The 18,316-nt window shown below is 69.6% G+C and carries 13 protein-coding genes; 9 read left to right on the forward strand and 4 right to left on the reverse strand.

What is annotated here, in order from left to right; translation table 11 throughout:
* Nucleotides 1–56: 56 nt before the first annotated feature.
* On the forward strand, nucleotides 57–1,529 hold the full coding sequence (locus GC106_RS30465) for a S1 family peptidase (RefSeq protein ID WP_173137751.1): 1,473 nt from the start codon (nucleotides 57–59) through the stop codon (nucleotides 1,527–1,529).
* A gap of 71 nt (nucleotides 1,530–1,600) precedes the next feature.
* Here GC106_RS30465 and GC106_RS30470 read toward each other — a convergent pair whose 3' ends face one another.
* Together GC106_RS30470 and GC106_RS30475 are read right to left on the reverse strand one after the other, a co-directional pair.
* Entirely contained in the window at nucleotides 1,601–2,011 is a 411-nt protein-coding gene (locus GC106_RS30470; RefSeq protein ID WP_173137753.1) for an SSI family serine proteinase inhibitor, read from the reverse strand.
* Nucleotides 2,012–2,037: 26 nt separating this feature from the next.
* Nucleotides 2,038–3,663, reverse strand: a complete 1,626-nt coding sequence (locus GC106_RS30475; protein WP_173137755.1) for a PucR family transcriptional regulator — start codon at nucleotides 3,661–3,663, stop codon at nucleotides 2,038–2,040.
* Between the two features lie 111 nt (nucleotides 3,664–3,774).
* Between GC106_RS30475 and GC106_RS30480 the strand changes: the two genes are divergently transcribed.
* Together GC106_RS30480 and GC106_RS30485 are read left to right on the forward strand one after the other, a co-directional pair.
* A complete protein-coding gene (locus GC106_RS30480; protein ID WP_173137757.1) occupies nucleotides 3,775–5,085 on the forward strand; it encodes an aspartate aminotransferase family protein in 1,311 nt (436 codons plus the stop codon).
* The gene (locus GC106_RS30485) at nucleotides 5,082–6,578 is read left to right on the forward strand and encodes a CoA-acylating methylmalonate-semialdehyde dehydrogenase (protein WP_173137759.1); all 1,497 of its coding nucleotides are present in this window, start codon (nucleotides 5,082–5,084) and stop codon (nucleotides 6,576–6,578) included. The genes GC106_RS30480 and GC106_RS30485 overlap by 4 nt, the downstream gene beginning before the upstream one ends.
* A 75-nt stretch (nucleotides 6,579–6,653) precedes the next feature.
* Here the strand turns inward: GC106_RS30485 and GC106_RS30490 are convergent, their stop codons facing one another.
* On the reverse strand, nucleotides 6,654–7,625 hold the full coding sequence (locus GC106_RS30490; protein ID WP_173137761.1) for a S1C family serine protease: 972 nt from the start codon (nucleotides 7,623–7,625) through the stop codon (nucleotides 6,654–6,656).
* Nucleotides 7,626–7,704: 79 nt separating this feature from the next.
* On the opposite strand from GC106_RS30490, the gene GC106_RS30495 reads away from it, so the two are divergent.
* From GC106_RS30495 to GC106_RS30515, 6 genes are all read left to right on the forward strand, one after another.
* Nucleotides 7,705–9,795 carry a S9 family peptidase gene (locus GC106_RS30495; RefSeq protein ID WP_312872978.1) on the forward strand — a complete coding sequence of 697 codons (2,091 nt, stop codon included), beginning with the start codon at nucleotides 7,705–7,707 and terminating at the stop codon, nucleotides 9,793–9,795.
* Nucleotides 9,796–9,816: 21 nt separating this feature from the next.
* Nucleotides 9,817–10,767 carry an LLM class F420-dependent oxidoreductase gene (locus GC106_RS30500; protein ID WP_173137763.1) on the forward strand — a complete coding sequence of 317 codons (951 nt, stop codon included), beginning with the start codon at nucleotides 9,817–9,819 and terminating at the stop codon, nucleotides 10,765–10,767.
* Nucleotides 10,764–11,642, forward strand: coding sequence for a pyridoxal-dependent decarboxylase (locus GC106_RS30505; RefSeq protein WP_173137765.1), 879 nt, complete (start codon nucleotides 10,764–10,766; stop codon nucleotides 11,640–11,642). The genes GC106_RS30500 and GC106_RS30505 overlap by 4 nt, the downstream gene beginning before the upstream one ends.
* An 80-nt stretch (nucleotides 11,643–11,722) precedes the next feature.
* Nucleotides 11,723–11,848, forward strand: coding sequence for a hypothetical protein (locus tag GC106_RS48960; protein ID WP_255356715.1), 126 nt, complete (start codon nucleotides 11,723–11,725; stop codon nucleotides 11,846–11,848).
* Nucleotides 11,849–11,878: 30 nt separating this feature from the next.
* On the forward strand, nucleotides 11,879–13,039 hold the full coding sequence (locus GC106_RS30510) for a cupin domain-containing protein (RefSeq protein WP_312872980.1): 1,161 nt from the start codon (nucleotides 11,879–11,881) through the stop codon (nucleotides 13,037–13,039).
* A gap of 57 nt (nucleotides 13,040–13,096) precedes the next feature.
* Entirely contained in the window at nucleotides 13,097–14,059 is a 963-nt protein-coding gene (locus tag GC106_RS30515) for a ferredoxin family protein (protein WP_173137769.1), read from the forward strand.
* 32 nt (nucleotides 14,060–14,091) lie between these two features.
* Here the strand turns inward: GC106_RS30515 and GC106_RS30520 are convergent, their stop codons facing one another.
* Nucleotides 14,092–18,285, reverse strand: a complete 4,194-nt coding sequence (locus GC106_RS30520) for a cation-translocating P-type ATPase (RefSeq protein WP_312872981.1) — start codon at nucleotides 18,283–18,285, stop codon at nucleotides 14,092–14,094.
* Nucleotides 18,286–18,316: the final 31 nt, after the last annotated feature.

Here is an 18,316-nt window from a genome sequence, read left to right on the forward strand (position 1 = left end):
TGGTTACGGTGGCGCCTGCCGTATCCCGAACCCTGCATCGCAAAGGAGATCACGGCATGTCGCACTCCCCTCGTGCGTCCAGGACGGCAGCGGTAACAATCGCGTTTCTCGCGATTACCGCCCTGTCGCCGACCGCGGACGCCGCCCCGATCCCGGTGACCCCGGGCCCGGGCACCGCCCCTGAGATGTTCGCCCCGGAGATGGTGGCCGCCTTACAGCGGGACGTCGGGCTGACCCCCGACGCGGCCCGCGCCCGGCTCGCCGCCGACCGGCACGCGAGCGACACCGGGAACGTCCTGCGCAAGCGTCTGCCGTCGAGTTTCGGCGGCGCGTGGATCGACGCGGGCACCCTGGTCGTCGGCGTGACCGACGCCCGAGCCGCCGACGCCGTGCGCGCGGCAGGCGGACAGGCACGCCTGGTCTCCCGCACGGAAGGACACCTGGACGCCGTCAAGTCCACACTGGACGCCAACGCGGCCGCCGCGCCCCGGACCGTGCCCGGGTGGTTCGTCGACCCGACGAGCAACAGTGTCGTCGTCAAGTCCCGCCCGAGCGACTTCGCCGCGGCATACCGTTTCGCGGCGGCGAGCGGCGCGGACATGTCGGCGATCCGGGTCGAGGCGAGCGACGAATCGCCCCGCCCGCTGATCGACGTGATCGGCGGGAACGCGTACTACATCGGCAGCGGAACCCGCTGCTCGATCGGCTTCTCGGTGAACGGCGGCTTCGTGACGGCCGGGCACTGCGGCCGGACCGGCGCGACCACCACCCAGCCGAGCGGCACCTTCCGGGGGTCGAGCTTCCCGGGCAACGACTACGCCTGGGTGCAGGTCGCCGCGGGCAACACACCCCGCGGCCTGGTGAACAACTATCAGGGCGGAACGGTGTCCGTCGGGGGTTCGCAGGACGCGGCCGTCGGTGCGACTGTGTGCCGCTCCGGTTCGACCACCGGATGGCACTGCGGCACGATCCGTGCGCGCAACACCTCGGTCACCTACCCGCAGGGCACGGTGTCCGGCCTGATCCAGACGAACGTGTGCGCCGAACCCGGCGACTCCGGCGGCTCCTTGCTGGCCGGAACCCAGGCCCAGGGCGTCACCTCGGGCGGTTCGGGTAACTGCCGGTCCGGCGGGCAGACGTACTTCCAGCCGGTCAACGAGATCCTGCAGACCTACGGCCTGACGCTGATCACGGGCGGTGGCGGCCCTGGCCCCGGCACCTGCCAGAACCCGCAGAACACCTACAACGGGTCGCTGACCTCGAACCAAAGCGTGTACCAGCCCGACGGCGGCTCGTACACGTCGAACGCCCCGGGTGCCCACGTCGGCTGCTTGACCAGCCCGGCGGGCACGGACTTCGACCTGTACCTGGAGAAGCAGAGCGGGTCGACGTGGACGGTCGTGGCGAAGTCCGACAGCCCGCAGAACACGGAGACCGTCAACTACAACGGCACAGCGGGCACCTACAGGTACCGCGTGCACGCCTACAGCGGTTCCGGCACCTACACCCTGGGTGTTTCGAAGCCATAACCGAAGAGAGGAAAGGTCCCTCGCGCACCCTGCACGCGAGGGACCTTTCCTTGCTGACGCTCAGGACGACGTCACCAACGGAAAACGTCGCTGCTTTCCGCCGCCGCCACGCAGGCGTTCGGATAAACCGCCTTGAAATCGATCCGCTTGCCCCTGAAGCTGCCGTTGGCCCGTGCGGTCACCGGGTCGTAGATCATCGGGCAGTTCACGTCACTGACCATCTCGAGTTTCTTCAGGTCGCCGCCCGCCGACTCGATCGCCTTGCAGGCCTGTTCCCTGCGCGGGTGCGAACCGGTCACGTTGTCCGGGTCGTCGCAGCCCAGGGTGCGGAAGGCGGGGACGACAAGGGTGTGCTCGTCCTGGATGGACAGCAACAGGGTGGGCGGGGCCGCCGACGCCGGCGTGACCAGGAACGCGGCCGTCAGCGCCGACACGCAGGCGCCGACGGCTAGGGGCTTGAGGGAAGACTGCATGCCGGACATATCGGCATCGTCGCCACGACTCTGTGTTACTCGGTCGGGTGATGCGTCTGCACATCCAGGGACAACAACGCCACGTAGAGCGACAGCATCGATTCAGGGTCCTCCAGCGACACCCCCAGGACCTGTTCGATGCGGGAAAGCTGTTGGTAGTAAGCGGTTCTGGACATATGTGCCGCCGCCGCGGCCGCCGACTTGTTGCCGCCCTGCTCGCAGTAGTGCCGCAGCGTCTCCACCAGACGGCTGCCGTGTGTGGCGTCGCGGGTCAGCAGTGGACCGAGTTCACGGTCGGTGAAAGCCGTGACACGTTCGTCGTTGCCGAGCAGGTGCAGCAGGCCGCGTAGCCGTACGTCGTCGAGCCGGTGGTACAGACGGTCTGATGTGGACCGTAGCGCGGCGTCAGCGACGTGCGCCGCTTCGACCATGGTTCGGCGGGCGCCGGAGATCCGCTCGACCGTGGTACCGACGGCGATCACGACCGGCACGGCGCGTTGCGCGGCTCCGGCCGCGTGGTGGACTTCCTTGGCCAGTCTGCGCAGGACGTTCGCGACTTCCGCCTGGGGCGGCAGCGAAAGCAAAGCGCGCACGCTGGTGTCGTCCACCACGCCGACCAGCGCGGCTGTCTGCGTTCGTTTGGCGGCCAGCGCGGTGGCTTCGGCCAGGTCTCGCAGCACTTCTTGGGTCGCCATGGCGGGCGCGGGATTCACGCTGGTCCGTGGCCGTACCGCGACGCCGACGAGCCTACGGTGCTCCAGCGGGACGCCCAGTGCCGCGGCGCGCGCGTTGATGTCGGCGCCGGGCGTGGACAGCATCTCCGTGAGCAACGTCCGGTGGGCGTGCCGCTCAAGGCCCTCACGGTCACGGGCGACGAGCCGGTGTACGGCCAACGCGGAAGCCGCTCGTTCGGCGACCACGATGTGCCGGTGCGGCGGAGGTTCCGGGCACAACAGCACGAGCCTGCCCCAGTCGTTGCCCCGCGCGCCGACAACGGTCACCAGCCAGCCCGTCTCCGGGTCGTAGCTGGTCCGCTCCGTCACGTGCACCGCTCGCGAACGTCGTGCCCAGTCCCGCAGCAGCTCGCTGGGGTTGCCGCCCGCCGTGTCGTAGGCCAGTACTTCGTGCGACAGCGTCTCCAGCACCACCGGCCGCCCCGCCGTCCGGGCTACCTCGCGCAGCACCTCGGCGGGCTCGGCGCCGGCGACTGTCAGCGCGGTGAACGTCTCGTGCACCTGCTCGGCCGCACGCAACTCGGCGACCTGCGCGTCCACGATCAGTCCGACAACGGCCTCCGTCACGGTGACGAAGCGTGTCTCCTCGGACAACGTGACCAGCGGCACGCCTCGGCGCTCCGCAGCGGCCACGAAGGCCTGCGGGAGCTTGTCGCTCCAATGCCGGAGCAGCTCGACCACGATGCCCGCGACGCCGACGTCGGCCAGTTCGTCGACGTATCTGGTCAGGCCATCAGGCTCGTCCGGCAACGCGATTCCCGTGGTGAGCACGAGTTCGTCACCACGCAACAGGTGTGCGATGTCGGCGACCTCGGCCACGTGCACCCACCGCACACGCCTGTCCAACGCACCGTGGGCGGCCACGACCCGCGGCTTGCCCTCCCTGATCACAGGCAGGGCGAGCGCGTCGGCGACCGTCGGGTACACGAACACAATGTAAGGCCTGCGCCCGGTTTCGGGTACAGGTTGTCCGTAGTGGTCTCCGGCCGCCTGCCAGCACACTCGACGGCACAGGAACCCCCGGACCTGGAGGCGGTTGTGCCCGAACCCCAAGACGATCTGCTGCGACGCCACCGTGCCGTGCTGCCGGACTGGCTGGCGCTGTACTACTCGGAGCCGATCGAGATCGTCGGCGGGCGGGGGCGCCGGGTCACCGACTCGCGGGGCCGGGAGTACCTGGACTTCTTCGCGGGCATCCTGACCAACGCGATCGGCTACGACATCGCCGAGATCAGCGACGCGGTCCGGGCCCAGGTCGACTCCGGCGTGCTGCACACCTCCACGCTGTACCTGATCCGCAAGCAGGTCGAGCTGGCCGAGAGGATCGCCGAGCTGTCCGGCATCCCGGACGCCAAGGTGTTCTTCACCAACTCCGGCACCGAGGCCAACGAGGCCGCGCTGCTGCTGGCGACCCAGTACCGGCACTCGGACCAGGTCCTCGCGCTGCGGAACTCTTACCACGGCAGGAGTTTCGCCACGATGGGGATCACCGGGAACCGGGGCTGGTCGGCCAGTTCCCTGTCGCCGGTGAAGGTGAGTTACGTGCACGGCGGCTACCGGATGCGCGGCCCGTTCGCCTCGTACTCCGATGCCGAGTACGTCGCCGCGTGTGTCGACGATCTGCGTGAGGTTCTCGACGTCACCACCGCCGGAGATGTGGCGTGCATGATCGCCGAGCCGATCCAGGGTGTCGGCGGCTTCAACGTCCCACCGGACGGGTTGTTCGGCGCGATGAAGGAAGTGCTGGACGAGCGCGGGATCCTGTTCGTCTCCGACGAGGTGCAGACCGGATGGGGCCGGACCGGCGAGCACTTCTGGGGCATCCAGGCACACGGGATCGTGCCGGACATGATGACCTTCGCCAAGGGGCTGGGCAACGGGCTCGCGATCGGCGGCGTGGTCGCGCGCGGGGACGTGATGGACTGCCTGCGGGCCAACTCGATCTCCACGTTCGGCGGCAACCCGATCTCCACCGCGGGCGCCAAGGCCGCGCTGGACTACCTGCTGGACAAGGATTTGCAGGCCAACGCCGCGAAGCTGGGCAGCATGCTGATCAACGGCCTGCGGGACGTCTCGGCGGAGAGCCCGGTGGTGGCCGACGTGCGCGGCAAGGGCCTGATGATCGGCGTCGAACTGGTCGGCCCGGACGGCCGGTCGCCGAGCCCGGCCGCGGCCGGGCGGCTGCTGGAGGAGACCAAGGCACGGGGCCTGCTGGTGGGCAAGGGCGGGCTGCACAACAACGTCATCCGGCTGGCGCCGCCGTTGACGCTGACCGAGGCGGAGGCCGAGGAGGGCCTCGCCATCCTGACCGAGTCGATCACCGTGGTGGACAAGGAGAACAAGGCGTGACCGCGCGTATCACCCACTGGATCAACGGCAAGCCTTGGGACGGCGTCGCTTCGCGGACCGGCGAGGTCTACGACCCCGCGACCGGCAAGGTGAGCGGGCGGGTCGACTTCGCCGGGCAGTCCGAAGTGGATTCCGCTGTGGCGGCCGCCGCCGCTGCTTTCCCGGCGTGGCGCGATTCCTCGCTGGCGAAGCGGTCCAACGTGCTCTTCCGGTTCCGTGAACTGCTGGCGGCCCGCAAGGGCGAGCTGGCCGCGATCGTGACCGCGGAACACGGCAAGGTCCTCGACGACGCGGCCGGTGAGGTGCAGCGCGCGCTGGAGGCGGTGGAGTTCGCCTGCGGCATCCCGCACCTGCTGAAGGGCGGGTTCAGCGAGAACGTGTCCACGAAGGTGGACGTGTACTCGATCCAGCAGCCGCTCGGCGTGGTCGCGGTGATCTCGCCGTTCAACTTCCCCGCGATGGTGCCGTTGTGGTTCGTCCCCAACGCGATCGCGTGCGGCAACACGGTTGTGCTGAAGCCGTCGGAGAAGGACCCGTCGGCCGCGGTGTTCATCGCCGAACTGTGGGCCGAGGCGGGCCTGCCCGACGGTGTGCTGAACGTGGTGCACGGGGACAAGGTCGCGGTCGACGGTTTGCTGGAACACCGGGCCGTCAAGGCGGTGTCGTTCGTCGGCTCGACACCGATCGCCCGGTATGTCTACGAAACCGGCACCCGGCACGGCAAACGCGTGCAAGCCCTGGGCGGTGCGAAGAACCACATGGTCGTGCTGCCCGACGCGGACCTGGACCTGGCCGCGGACGCCGCCGTGTCGGCCGGGTTCGGTTCGGCGGGGGAGCGGTGCATGGCCATCTCGGTGGTCGTCGCGGTCGACCCGATCGGTGACGAGCTGGTCGGGAAGATCTCGTCCCGGATGGCCTCGCTGCACATCGGTGACGGCAGGCGGACCGGGTGTGAGATGGGACCGCTGGTGACCCGGGCACACCGGGACCGTGTCGAGTCCTATGTGGAGGCTGGGGTGGCGTCGGGGGCCACGCTGGCCGTGGATGGCCGTGGCCACCCGGTGGACGGGGAGGCGGAGGGCTTCTGGCTCGGCCCGACCCTGTTCGACCGGGTGAGCACGGACATGTCGATCTACACGGACGAGATCTTCGGCCCGGTGCTGTCGGTCGTGCGGTCACCGTCCTATGACGACGCTCTGGAGTTGGTGAACAGCAACCCATACGGCAACGGAACGGCCATCTTCACCAACGACGGCGGCGCGGCCCGGCGGTTCCAGAACGAGGTCGAGGTCGGCATGGTCGGCGTGAACGTGCCGATCCCCGTGCCGGTCGGCTACTACTCGTTCGGCGGCTGGAAGGACTCGCTGTTCGGCGACACGCACGCCTACGGCCCGCACGGGATCCACTTCTTCACGCGATCCAAAGTGGTCACCAACCGCTGGCTCGACCCGTCACACGGCGGCGTGAACCTGGGCTTCCCGCGTAACGTGTAGGCCTCGCGCACCGCGGAGCGCACGCCGACGCGCCCGCCGCACCGGCGGCGGACGCGTCGGCCGGTGATGCTCCGGTCATCCCCCAGTGATCCGGTCGATCACCGTCCTGGCGTCGTTGATCGGGATGGCGAACCCGATCCCGACGCTGCCCGCCCGGCCGTCCGCAGTGGACACCGGCGAGTAGATCGCCGAGTTGATCCCGATCACGTCGCCGTCGGCGTTCACCAACGGGCCGCCCGAGTTGCCCTGGTTGATCGAGGCGTCGGTCTGGATCGCCCGGTACGTGGTCTCACTGCCACCGCCGTTGCTCGCGAACGGATTGTCGCCCTGGTTCTCGTCGATGTTCACGTCGCGGTTGAGCGCGCTGACGATGCCCGTGGTCACGGTGCCCTGCAGGCCGCCGGGCGAACCGATCGCCACGACCTCGTCACCGACCTTGAGCGTGCTGGAGTCGCCGAGCGTCGCCGGGGTCAGCCCGCTGGCGCCACGCAGTTGCAGCACGGCCAGGTCGCTCGCGGCGTCCGTGCCCACCACTGTCGCGGGGAACTCGCGGCCGTCGTTCAGGGTCACGGTCACCTGGGACGCGCCGGACACGACGTGGTTGTTGGTCAGAATCCGGCCGTCGGACGTCAGGACCACGCCCGAACCGAGTCCCTGGGCCGTCGCGGTCCTGACGTTGACCTGTACCACGCTCGGCAGCACCTTGCCGGCGATCGCGCTGACGTCGGTTGGCGTGTTGCTGCCGACGTTCTGGGAGATCGGCGTCGAGGCCGCCGCGGCCGTGGCGTTGTCGTCCGCGCCCACGATGCCGCCGGTCACGCCGCCGACCAGGCCCGCGGCCACGACGGCCGCGATCGAGGCGGCCACGGCTCCGCGGCGCCACCGCCTCGGCTTGCCGGGGCCGGCCAGCGCGGGCGGCACGGGCCCGCCCGTGGGTGGTAACCCGCCGTTGTGGGCAGGCGGCGGGGTGGCGGCCGGGTACTGTGCCGGGCCGAAGTGCTGTTGGTGCTGCTGCGGGGGTTCGTGCGTCTGCGGCGTCACTGTCATGGCATTCACTTTGCGGCGCTCTGATGTGAAGAGCCTGAGGATCGCCAGTGCGGATTCGAAGAAAGGTTAGGGTTTGGCTGTGACTCGCGAGACGTCGTTCCTCCAGATGCAGGCCCGCACCCAGCGCTTCACGCTCGGGATTCCCAAGGAGATCAAGGTCGCGCCCGACGGCGAGCGGGTGTTGTTCCTGCGGTCACCGTCCGGCGAGGAGCGCAGGCACAGCCTCTGGCAGCTGGATCTGGCCACCGGCAAGGAGTCTGTGCTGGCAGACCCGGCCGTGCTGCTGGCCGACGGCGACGAGGAACTGTCCGCCGAGGAACGCGCCCGCCGTGAGCGCAGCCGCATGCAGGCCAGCGGGATCGTCGGCAACGCCACCGACGCCGAAGCCCGGATCGTCGCGTTCGCCCTGTCCGGGCGGCTCTACGTGACCGACGCCTTGACCGGTGAGACGAGGCTGCTGGACACCGCGAGCCCGGTCGTCGACCCGCGGCCGAACCCGACCGGCACCCACATCGCGTACGTGTCCGACAACGCGTTGCGTGTGGTGACTGTGGACGGTACGGACGATCGTGCGCTCGCGGAGCCGGAGGGCGAGGACCGGGCGTACGGTCTCGCGGAGTTCATCGCGGCCGAGGAGATGAACCGGTCTCGCGGGTACTGGTGGTCGCCGGACGGGCAGCGCCTGATCGTCAGCCACACCGACCGCTCGGCCGTGCACCGGTGGCACATCTCCGATCCCGCCAACCCGGCCGCCGGGCCGCACATCGTGCACTATCCGGCCGCGGGCACCCCGAACGTCAAGGTCGAGCTGCTGGTGATCGGTCTGGACGGTTCGCGCGTCAAGGTGGACTGGACCGGTACCGAGTACGTCGCGACCGTGCACTGGTCGGCGGGTGGCCCGCCGCTGATCGCCGTGCAGACTCGTGACCAGCGGACCATGCAGATCCGGACGGTCGACCCGGACACCGGCGAAACGGAGTTGCTGCACCAACAGGACGATCCGCACTGGGTGGACATCGTGACCGGTGTGCCCGCGTGGACGTCCGACGGCAGGCTTGTCCGGGTGGTCGCGGCGGAGAACGCGTACCGGCTTGTCGTGGACGGCAAGGAAGTCACCGACCTGCCGTTGCAGGTGCGTTCGGTGCTCGACACGGACGGTGACGTGCTCTTCACCGCGTCCGCGGAGGACTCGACCCGGGTGCACGTGTACCGCGCCGGAGCGGACGGTGTCACCAAGGTGTCCTCTGTGGACGGTGTGTCGTCGGCGACGAGGGCGGCCGACGTCACGGTGGTGACCTCGTGGCGGATGGACGCGGCCGGGCCGGAAGTCACGGTGCTGCGCGGGGCCGGACAGATCGGCAGGATCGAGTCCTTCGCGGTGACCCCGGCCCTGGAACCCAAGGTCATCGAGTTGACGCTCGGCGAGCGAAAACTCCGTGGCGCGTTGATGTTCCCGGCCGGGCACGAGCCGGGCAGCGGCAAACTGCCCGTGCTGCTGGACCCGTACGGCGGTCCGCACGCGCAACGGGTCCTGGCCTCCCGCAACGCTTACCTGACGTCACAGTGGCTGGCTGACCAGGGTTTCGCGGTGCTGGTGATCGACGGCCGCGGCACACCCGGGCGCGGACCGGCGTGGGAACGGGAAATCGCGTACGACTTCGCTGACGTCACGTTGATCGACCAGGTCGACGGGTTGCACGCGGCCGCCGAGCAGTACCCCGACCTGGACCTTTCCCGTGTCGGAATCCGGGGGTGGTCGTACGGCGGGTATCTGGCGGCCCTCGCCGTATTGCGCCGTCCTGATGTGTTCCACGCGGCCATCGCGGGCGCGCCCGTGACCGACTGGCGGTTGTACGACACCCACTACACCGAGCGTTACCTCGGCCATCCGGACACTCACCCGGAGGTGTACGAGCGGAACTCGCTGCCGGCCGACGCGCCGAACCTGGAACGACCGCTCATGATCATTCACGGGCTCGCCGATGACAACGTCGTCGTGGCCCACTCCCTGCGACTCTCCTCCGCGCTGGTGGCCGCCGGCCGGCCGCACACACTGTTGCCGTTGCCGAACGTGACCCACATGACGCCCCAGGACGAGTCCTCGGCGGAGAACTTCCTGCTGTTGCAGACGACCTGGCTACACGACTCACTGGGTAAGGTCCGGTCGTAGGTGAAAGAAGGGAATATGTGAATGGGCCGCTGGGGCATCACGCTGCCGTTGACCGCAGTTCCGCTCGCCGAGCACCGTGACCTGGTCAGGGAGCTGCCACAGCTCGGTTACACCGACGTGTGGACGGCGGAGACCGCGGGCACGGACGCGTTCACACCGCTCGCGCTGGCCGCCGAATGGGCGCCCGAACTGCGTCTGGGTACCGCGATCGCCCCGGTCTACACGCGTGGCCCCGGTCTGCTGGCGATGACCGCGGCCACCATCGCCGAGCTCGCGCCGGACCGGTTCGTGCTGGGCATCGGCACGTCGTCGCCGGTGATCGTGTCGGGCTGGAACGCGCAGGAGTTCACCGAACCGTACGCGCGTACTCGGGACACGTTGCGGTTCCTGCGTTCCGCGTTCGCCGGTGAGAAGATCAGCCACAAGTACCCGACGTTCGAGATCTCGAAGTTCCGGCTGGAACGCCCGCCGCAGCCGCCGCCCAAGGTCATGCTCGCCGCGCTGCGGCCGGGCATGCTCCGGCTGGCGCGCAAGGAGGCCGACGGCGCGATCACGAACTGGCTCGCCCCGTCCGACGTGCCGAAGGTCCGTGCCGAGGTGGGTGCCGACTTCGAACTGGTCGCCAGGGTGTTCGTCTGCCCGACCGAGGACGCCGACGCGGCCCGGGGCCTTGGCAGGCTGCTGATCAGCAGTTATCTGACTGTGCCGGTGTACGCGGCCTTCCACGACTGGCTGGGCCGGGGCGAGTCGCTCAAGCCGATGCACGACGCGTGGGCCGCGGGCGACCGGAAACGGGCCAACGAGGTGATTCCGGACGAAGTGGTCGACGACCTGATCGTGCACGGCAGCCCGGACCGCTGCCGTGAACTGCTCCGCCGGTACGTCGAGTCCGGACTGGACACTCCGGTGATCAGCGTGCTGCCGACCGGACAGGATCCGCGCGAGGTGGTCAGGGCGCTGGCTCCGGAATGATCGAGCCGTCCATTCAGACCGGCGTCGCGCGGCTGTGCTTTCCGCGAGGGGTCCCCGGCGCGGTGATCACCAACGGCGGCGCCGAATCCACCCTGCTGGGGATGTTGCTGGCCAAGAAGGACGTGGGCGGGGCGCCGATGCGGGTGATCTGCGCGCGCAGTGCCAGGCCGGCTGTCGCGCAGGCCGCCGAACAGCTGGAACTGCCACCGCCGGTGGTGCTCGACTCGATCACCCAGGTCCCCGACGCGTTGGCCGGGATACGGTCCGCGACCGTGGTCGTCGCCTCGGCGGGGACCGCCGACACCGGTTCGGTGGATCCGTTGCGGGACATCGGCCGCGCCTGCCGCATGCGGGGAAGCTGGTTACACGTCGACGCCACGGGCGGGGGAGCGGCACTGTTCAGCGACCGTCTGCGGCCGTTGCTCGACGGGCTCGACCTGGCCGACTCGGTGACCGTCGAACTGCCCGAACTCGGTGCGTCCACGGGATTGCTGGCGGTGCGAGACGTGGGATCGTTGACCGGCGTGCGGATGATGGGCCATCCGGAGGTCGCCGCGGTGTTCCGTGCGTGCCGTGCGGACATCGGGCCCGCCGCGGAACGGCGTTGCGACATGGCGTTCGCGATCGCCGAAGCGGTGCTGGCCCGGCCGGGACTGCGGCTGTGGAACCGGCCGACGCTGGCCACAGTGGTGTTCCGGCCGGACGGCGCCACTGACGAAATGGTCGCCGACCTGGCCACCGGCGGCCTGGAGCAGACCACAGTGGACGGTCAGGCGTGGTTGCGGATCACCGTGACGGATCAGCCGCTGCGTGATTACCTGGCGCTGCTTGAGATGGACCATGTCCGCGTGGTGGGAAGAACTCCGAATGACTGATGAAACGGCCGCGTTGATCACGTAATCTGACTGGTGTTTCACGCAGTGTCCAGACCGATCTAACTCTCTGTGAGGTACGGATGGCTCAGGAACAAGCGAACACACCCCCGGCCAGCGGCCTGCTGATCGGCGTCGAGCCGCTCACCACCGCCGTGGACCGCGGCAAGGCCAACGGTGCCGTGACCGACAACGACGGCAACGACTGAGTGGCCGGATCGTTCACCCTGGCTGACCTCGTGGCACCGCTCGAGGTCAGCCAGTTCCTTGGTTCGGTGCAGGGCCAGACCCACCACCGGTTCCCCGGAACCGCCGGCCGTTTCGCCTCCTTGATGCCGTGGCCGACGTTGAACACGGTGCTGCGCCAGCACCGGCTCGACTTCCCGCGGCTGCGTCTCGCCATGGACGGCGATGTCGTCCCCACTCATACGTACACCGAGATGGTGACGCCCAAGCGCGGCCCGCAGATCCCGCGGCTGCTGTCCGCGCCGCTGACCGAGCACCTGCGCAACGGCGCCACCTTGGTGCTGGACGCCGTGCAGGAGCTGGTCGACCCGGTCGCCGACCTGGCCGCCCGGCTCGAGCACGACCTGCGCGAGCGCGTCCAGGTGAACCTGTACGCGGGCTGGGGCAAGACCCACGGCTTCGACGTGCACTGGGACGACCACGACGCGTTCATCCTGCAGATCTCCGGCCGCAAACGCTGGCGGATCCACGGCCCGACCAGGCCGGCGCCGCTGCACCGCGACGTCGAGCCGCCCGAGCAGCCGCCGGCGCAGCCCCTTGAGGACTTCATCCTCGAAGACGGCGACGCCCTGTACGTGCCGCGTGGCCACTGGCACGACGTGTCGGCCATCGGCGAGGAGTCGCTGCATCTGACGATCGGGTTCAACCCGGCGACCGGGGTGGACCTGGTGAACTGGCTGGCCGACCAGCTGCGGGTGGAAGAGCTGTTCCGCCGTGATCTGCCGAGGTTCGCGCCGGAAGCGGAGCGGCACGCCCACGCGGAGCGCCTGAAGGCGGGGATCGAGGCGTTGCTGACCCCGGACGTGGTCGACCGGTTCCTGACCGACCGCGACGCGCACGGTCCGGCGCACACCCGGATCGGCCTGCCGTGGTCGGCCACTTCGGATCTGCTGCCGGCCCAGGACACCGCGATCGTCCGGCTGCTGACGCCCCGGGCGGTGCTGCGGCACCAGGAATCGACCGTGACGTTGCTCGCATCCGGTCGCCGCTTCACTTTCGGCGCCGCGGCGGGGCCGGTGCTGTCCTTCCTGCTCAGCGGGACACCGGTGGCCATCGAAACGCTGGTGGAGATGGCCGGGCCGACCCTGGACCGGGCGACGGTGCGGGCACTGCTCGGCGAGTTGATCACCCAAGGGCTGCTAGCCGTGTCCTAGGCATGTAAGATTAGGTATGCCTAAGATAAGTTGGCGCGTCAGGGGGTATCCGGTCCTATGACCGCGCAACTCTCTGACGCCGCAGCTTCCGCCGCGAAACTGCCGGGCTGTGCCGTGGTGGCACGCATGCTCGGCGGTTCACCTGCGGGGACAGCCGCCCACATGCGGGCCTGGTTGTTGATCGAATACCCGGGGCCGTGGCCGTCCGACGCCCTGGAACTGGCCCTGGCAGAGGCATTCCCGGCGGACAAGCGGGAACGGCTGGCAGAGCTGCGCGACGAAGGCCTGCGCCCCCTGCTGATCCGGCAGCCCGGACGGCACACCCGCGAACCCCACCTGGCCGGTCGGCGGGTGTTCGTCGGCGGAACCTCCGGCCCGCACGGGCCCTGGATGGAATCGTTCCGGATCAACGACCTGAGCGACCTGGCAGACCTGGACCTGGACGCGATCCTCGAAGGCAAGGGCGGCATAGGCAAGCCGTACCAAGGCCCGATGTTCCTGGTCTGCACCCACGGTACGAAGGACATGTGCTGCGCACTGCTCGGCAGGCCGCTGGCGAGCTCGCTGGGTGCGACGTACCCCGGCCGCGCCTGGGAGGTAAGCCACGTCGGTGGAGACCGGTGGGCCGGAAACCTGATGGTCGTCCCGGACGGCTTCCTGCACGGACAGTTGGACCCGGACGAAGCCCACGCGGTGGTAAGGGCGGCGCTGGCGGGCCAAGTGGACCCCGAACACCTCCGCGGCCGGACAGCGGCGGAAACCCAATGGGCCCAGTACGCGGAGATCGTGATCCGCAAGCAGGCCGGCCTGCGCGGCCTGGACGACGTGGTGGCCGTCGCCGAAAAGCCGGTGCGAACGGACCTCGAATCCGAAGCCCGCGCGGTAACCGTCCGTGCAGGCAAGCAAACCTACGAGGTCACCATCTCCCGCAGGGCGGTGATCGGCCGTGGCCCAAGCCGTTGCAACGCGATGGTGGCGCCGGGCGGTTACATCACCGAGAACGTAACCCTCTCCTCGTGAGTGTTTGTCAGGGTTAGAACCCGGCTAAACACTCACGAGGTTGAGCTGCCTGCGGGCAGCAGCCGGGTGACGATGGGACTGGCCAGGTTGGCGGCGGTGGCGCTGGAGAGCGCGATCCCCCACCCCACGGGGCCCAGCGGAGTACAGCCGAAGAACTGGCTGATCCCGGGCGTCTGAACGATCCCGCCCAGAATCGCGGCAGATCCCAATCCGGCAGCCAGAACCGTACGATCCGTACCTCCGGTGACCATGGTCTGGCCAAGCTGAGTAGCCACGAGGGCGGCCAGAGCGACCGTACTGGCCCGCCGGGCACGCCCAGTGAACCGGGCCGCCGTCCAAGCCGCGGTGGCCCCGAGGGTCGTGGTCACCGCCCGAGAGGAAATATCCCGGCCCAGCGCGGCTCCCAACGAGGCACTCGGCCCTTCCCGCAACAGATCCGGAACGGCCTCGCTGTGCGGTCGCGACAGTGCGATGGCCAGGGCGGGAGCCAGGTCCGTCAACAGGTTCACCAACAGCAACTGCCGGGCGTTCAACGGCGACCGGCCGGTCAGCACGGACCCCAGCACGCTGAAGGCGATCTCGCCCGCGTTCCCGCCGAGCAGAATCCCGAGCGCCTCCCGGACGGACGCCCACATCGCGCGCCCCTCGATCAACGCCGCGATGATCGTCTCCAGCCGGTCGTCGGTGACCACGAGATCGGCCGCCGCCCGAGCGGCCGGAGTCCCTCGCTGTCCCAGCGCGATCCCCACGTCGGCGAGCCGGATCGCCGGCGCGTCGTTGGCGCCGTCGCCGGTCATCGCGACAACCCGGCCCATTCTGCGGTACGCCTGGATGATCCGGACCTTCTGGGCCGGGCTGCACCGGGCGATCACGTCCACTGTGGGCAACAGCTCGGCGAGCTCGTCCTCGCCGAGGGCCTCGATGTCCGCCCCGGTGACCACAGTGGAATCCCCGGACCCGGAGCCGTTGACCTGGCTGGCGATGGCCTCCCCGGTCGCCGGGTGGTCGCCCGTGATCATGACGATCTGCACGCCCGCCTCGCGCAACGCGGCGGCGGCAGGGGGAGCGCTGTCCCGCACCGGATCGCTCAGAGCGACGAAACCCAGCAACTTCAGGCGTTGCACGGCCTCGTCGCTCACTTCGGCGGAATCCACCACCCGTTCCGCCACGGCGAGCACGCGATGTCCCTGGGAGGCCAGCTTCTCCGCCCGCTTGAGCATTCCCCGTTTGTTGCCGCACCGCGGCAGAATGACCTCGGGCGCACCCTTGACGCTCAACACAAGCTTGGCGCCGGACTCGCCCACGGTGGCGTGGTAGCCCCGGGAAGGCTCGAACGGCAGCGCGGAGACCTTCTTCCACCCGTTGATCTCCACCTGAGCCGCCCGTGCGCCTTCCAGCACCGCGCGGTCGGTCTGGTGCGCCAGATCCTTGGGGTTGTCCGCGTGCGGAGTGGCCCGCAGGGCAGCCGTCAGCACATCGTCCGAAGAACCGGTCACCGCATCGACCCGGCTGACGCTGAGCTTGCCTTCGGTGAGCGTGCCCGTCTTGTCGAAGCACAGCACGTTCACGCGCCCCAGCGCCTCGATCGTCCGCGGGTTACGCACCAACGCGCCCTTGTCGGCCAAGCGCCGGGCAGCCGCCAGCTGAGCCGCGTTGACCAGGAACGGCAGTCCTTCCGGGACGGAAGCGACAGCCAGATTGACCGCCGCGCCAAGGCTTTGCCGCATCGGCACGCCATGCAACAGCCCCGCGCCGGACACCGCGGCCGCGGACCCGATGGCCACGGGCAAAGCGTGCTTCGTCAGTTCGGCCAACCGAGCCTCGACGCCGGTGACCGGTGTGTCCTTGTGGGCGGCGGCCATGCTGCGGCCGACCTCGGTCGCGTCACCCACCGCCACGACCACGGCCTTCGCGCGACCTGCGGCGATCGTCGTGCCTTCGTACAGCATGGACGTCCGCTCGGCCAGCTCCGCGACCACGGGAGCCGGGTCCTTGGCCACCGGCAAGGACTCTCCGGTCAGCGAGGACTCGTCGACCTCCAGCCCGGGACCTTCCAGCAGACGGCAGTCCGCGGGCACGACGTCCCCGGCCTTCACCGTGACCACGTCGCCCATGACGAGCTCGTCGGCGTTGATCCGCTTGCTTTGACCGTCGCGCAGAACCGTTGTGCGGACCGCGGACCGCGAGAGCAACTCCGCCAACGATCGTTCGGTACTGACCTGCTGCACAGCGCCGAGCAACGCCGAAACACCGGTGATCCCGGCGACCAGTGCCGCGTCGGCGGGCGACCCGACCGCGGCCGACAGCGCGGCGCCACCGGCGAGCACGGGTGTCAGCGGGTTGGCCAGCTCGGCCAGGAAAGCGCTGCCGAGCGAGGTCTCCGGCAGTCCATCCCGGACGGACGTGCCCCGGCGCCTGCGCTTGACGTCGTCCGACCGCAGTCCGTCCGATCCGGACCGGACCATCTTCGTCACCATGTCCACCGGCATCAGGTGCCACGGTTGCGAGGAATCCGGTGTTTCGCTCCTGCCACGCAACTGCCGAGCCCGCCAGACACCGTCCGCGAAGGCCAGCGCGGCGCCGCCGTTCACCGCCCGCAGGCTGCTCTCCGCCGGGACGGCCCGCCGTGAGTTCAAGGCACCGACGGCGCCGATGCCGCTCGCCGCCTGCGCGAACCGGATGCCGTCCCGGTTGACCAGCCGCGCCGCCTGAATCGCCTCGATCAGCAGGACGGTCGTGTCCGAGTCCGTGCCCACCAGCACGTGTGCGCCCCAAGGCGGGGCAGTGCCGTCCTTGTGCACGCCGACGCCGAAGTCCGCTGTGCCAAGGGCCTGGCGGTCGCCCGACACCACCATCACGACGTGGTCCTCGCCCTGGAGCTGACGAATCGTGCTGACCAGGTTCTCCGTGGCCGTGATCAGGCGCAGGCCGGTTTCGCCGGCCGCCGTGGTGATCGCGTGCACAGCAGGCGAAGGTTCCTTGTCCACGGCCAGAACCGCTTCCAGGTTCTGCCCTCGGGACAGGCCCAGCACCACTTCGTGGTCTTCCAGCTTCGTGAGCTGCCGGACTCCCTTGCGCCCGTCGAGGCCGAGATCGTCCACCGGTCCCAGCGACCATTCGCCGTCGTGGCGAACGACCTCCGGTCGCGTCGGATCGAACAGCTCGAAGGCTTTCTCGACCAGATCCGGGGTCTCGTTGCCCGGCAACGGAACCAGGTCGCTGAGCAGCCAACGGCCTGAGCTCAGCGAGGGCGCGTCGAGCACGAGGACGTCGACGCTGTCGAGCAGACGCAACGCGGAACGGTCCATCACGAGCGCGCCTCGCCTGGCGAGCACCCGTCCGAGTTGTGCCGCGAACGACGCCCGGCCGACGCCCACCGCCTTGGGCAGCGACGCCAACGCCAGCCCAGCGGCTCGCCGTGGTCCGGCGAACGGCAGCGCGACGGCACCGGCCACCGCCCCCGTGACCAGGGCGCGGTGGGCGTAGCGTTCGGCCGGGCCGTCCGGAAGCGGTCGTGGGCGCTCGGTGATCACGGGTTCGGCGCCCGCGTCACCGGGACCTTTGATCAGTTCCGCCTCGGCGTCGCACCAGGCGTCCTTGTGCGCTTTGGCTTCTTGCCACTGCTGCACTCGCTGCGCCGCGTCGAGCACCGTGCTCTCGCTGCGCGCCGCCAGGCCGTGAGCCACGGCCGCGATCATGGACGTCGCCGTGTCCGCACGTTCGTGGCTGTGCATGTACTGGCCGAGCCTGGCCTTGAGCTTGGGGTGCATGTCGATGGCCGACAGCAGGCCGGCCACCTCGGCGGGCAGCGGCGCCCACGGGGAGATCCTGCTGAGGACCGAGAGCATCAGGCCGACGGCGTCCACGGCGAGCGTTGGCAGCAGCCGGGTGCCCTTGGCGCCGTCAGCGGGGTGGTGCAGCTGGTCCTCGGCGATCCGTTCTTCCTCGGTGTCCGGCTCCGCCTCGGCCTGCTCGACGACCTTGATCAGGTGGGCCTGCCGGGCCTGGCCGTCCACCGCGATGATCACCCGGGACGACGGTGCGTTCACTTTGGCCCACAACACCCCGGGCTGCTCCGCGAGCCTTTTTTCCACTCGCTGGGCCACCCGTGCGCCCCGGGGCCCGTGCACGCCGTGCACCTCGATATGCAGGCGTCCGGGGCACGACCACACATTGCGCCGGTCGCGGTCGAGCAGTGCCCTGGCGACGTCGAACGGTGTTGGCACGGGTATACCCAGCAGTTTCACCCTCTGGGTT

Origin of the sequence: Kibdelosporangium persicum (assembly GCF_013280595.1) — a bacterium.
Taxonomy (GTDB): Bacteria; Actinomycetota; Actinomycetes; order Mycobacteriales; family Pseudonocardiaceae; genus Kibdelosporangium; species Kibdelosporangium persicum.

Bases quoted from the DNA above. Each gene is read 5' to 3' on its own strand.
- GC106_RS30490 (WP_173137761.1), bottom strand. From the start codon at position 7,625: ATGACAGTGACGCCGCAGACGCACGAACCCCCGCAGCAGCACCAACAG.
- GC106_RS30515 (WP_173137769.1), top strand. From the start codon at position 13,097: ATGACCGCGCAACTCTCTGACGCCGCAGCTTCCGCCGCGAAACTGCCG.
- GC106_RS30505 (WP_173137765.1), top strand. From the start codon at position 10,764: ATGATCGAGCCGTCCATTCAGACCGGCGTCGCGCGGCTGTGCTTTCCG.
- GC106_RS30465 (WP_173137751.1), top strand. From the start codon at position 57: ATGTCGCACTCCCCTCGTGCGTCCAGGACGGCAGCGGTAACAATCGCG.
- GC106_RS30470 (WP_173137753.1), bottom strand. From the start codon at position 2,011: ATGTCCGGCATGCAGTCTTCCCTCAAGCCCCTAGCCGTCGGCGCCTGC.
- GC106_RS48960 (WP_255356715.1), top strand. From the start codon at position 11,723: ATGGCTCAGGAACAAGCGAACACACCCCCGGCCAGCGGCCTGCTGATC.
- GC106_RS30500 (WP_173137763.1), top strand. From the start codon at position 9,817: ATGGGCCGCTGGGGCATCACGCTGCCGTTGACCGCAGTTCCGCTCGCC.